3 tRNA genes are annotated in these 694 nt (G+C 42.5%); all 3 read right to left on the bottom strand.

What is annotated here, in order from left to right:
- Positions 1-269 precede the first annotated feature (269 nt).
- Positions 270-345: transfer RNA gene (locus tag MMA19_RS26455), tRNA-Val, on the bottom strand.
- 35 nt (positions 346-380) lie between these two features.
- Positions 381-456: transfer RNA gene (locus tag MMA19_RS26450), tRNA-Lys, on the bottom strand.
- A gap of 2 nt (positions 457-458) precedes the next feature.
- Positions 459-534, bottom strand: a tRNA-Glu gene (locus MMA19_RS26445).
- Positions 535-694 lie beyond the last annotated feature (160 nt).

The following is a 694-nucleotide window of genomic DNA, read 5'->3' as shown; positions in this document are numbered from 1 at the left end:
CAGACTCGATTTTGCCGGACTCAAATATGAATTACTTTCGTAATTCCCAAGAACACTTGAATGTGTGTTGGTACCTACATCTTTCGATATAGGATTTGAGAACTTTTAAATGAATAACATTAATCAAATGTTATTCGTCAGCTTTCCAAATTGTTAAAGAGCAATGCAAACTTAATGCATTTTCTAAAGAATCTCAGCGTCAAAAATCCCAACCACGTACGTTTTAATGAAGTGGTTTGGAAAATCTTAATCCAAAATTACTTAGAGAATGGTGGGCGATACCGGGCTCGAACCAGTGACCCCCTCCTTGTAAGGGAGGTGCTCTCCCAACTGAGCTAATCGCCCACATTTAGTTTTTTTACATTTCCCGTGGAAGGAAATGGTGGGTCGTGCAGGATTCGAACCTGCGACCAATTGATTAAAAGTCAACTGCTCTACCAACTGAGCTAACGACCCAATGGTATCCCGTAGGGGAGTCGAACCCCTGTTACCGCCGTGAAAGGGCGGTGTCCTAGGCCTCTAGACGAACGGGACACTAAGTAGTAAGTGTTGGGCACTTACTATTTTCTGCTTTCGCTTTTCAGCAAAAACAAAATCTCTTTATCTTTACAAACCTAATCAATCTGTGTGAACACTCATCGCAATAATCTTTCGTATAAGGAGGTGATCCAGCCCCAGGTTCCCCTAGGGCTAC

Source organism: Vibrio sp. CyArs1, from assembly GCF_022432925.1.
Taxonomy (GTDB): domain Bacteria; phylum Pseudomonadota; class Gammaproteobacteria; order Enterobacterales; family Vibrionaceae; genus Vibrio; species Vibrio mediterranei.
The sequence above is the reverse complement of the archived record's forward strand: the minus strand, read 5'-3'. Positions and strand labels throughout refer to the sequence as shown.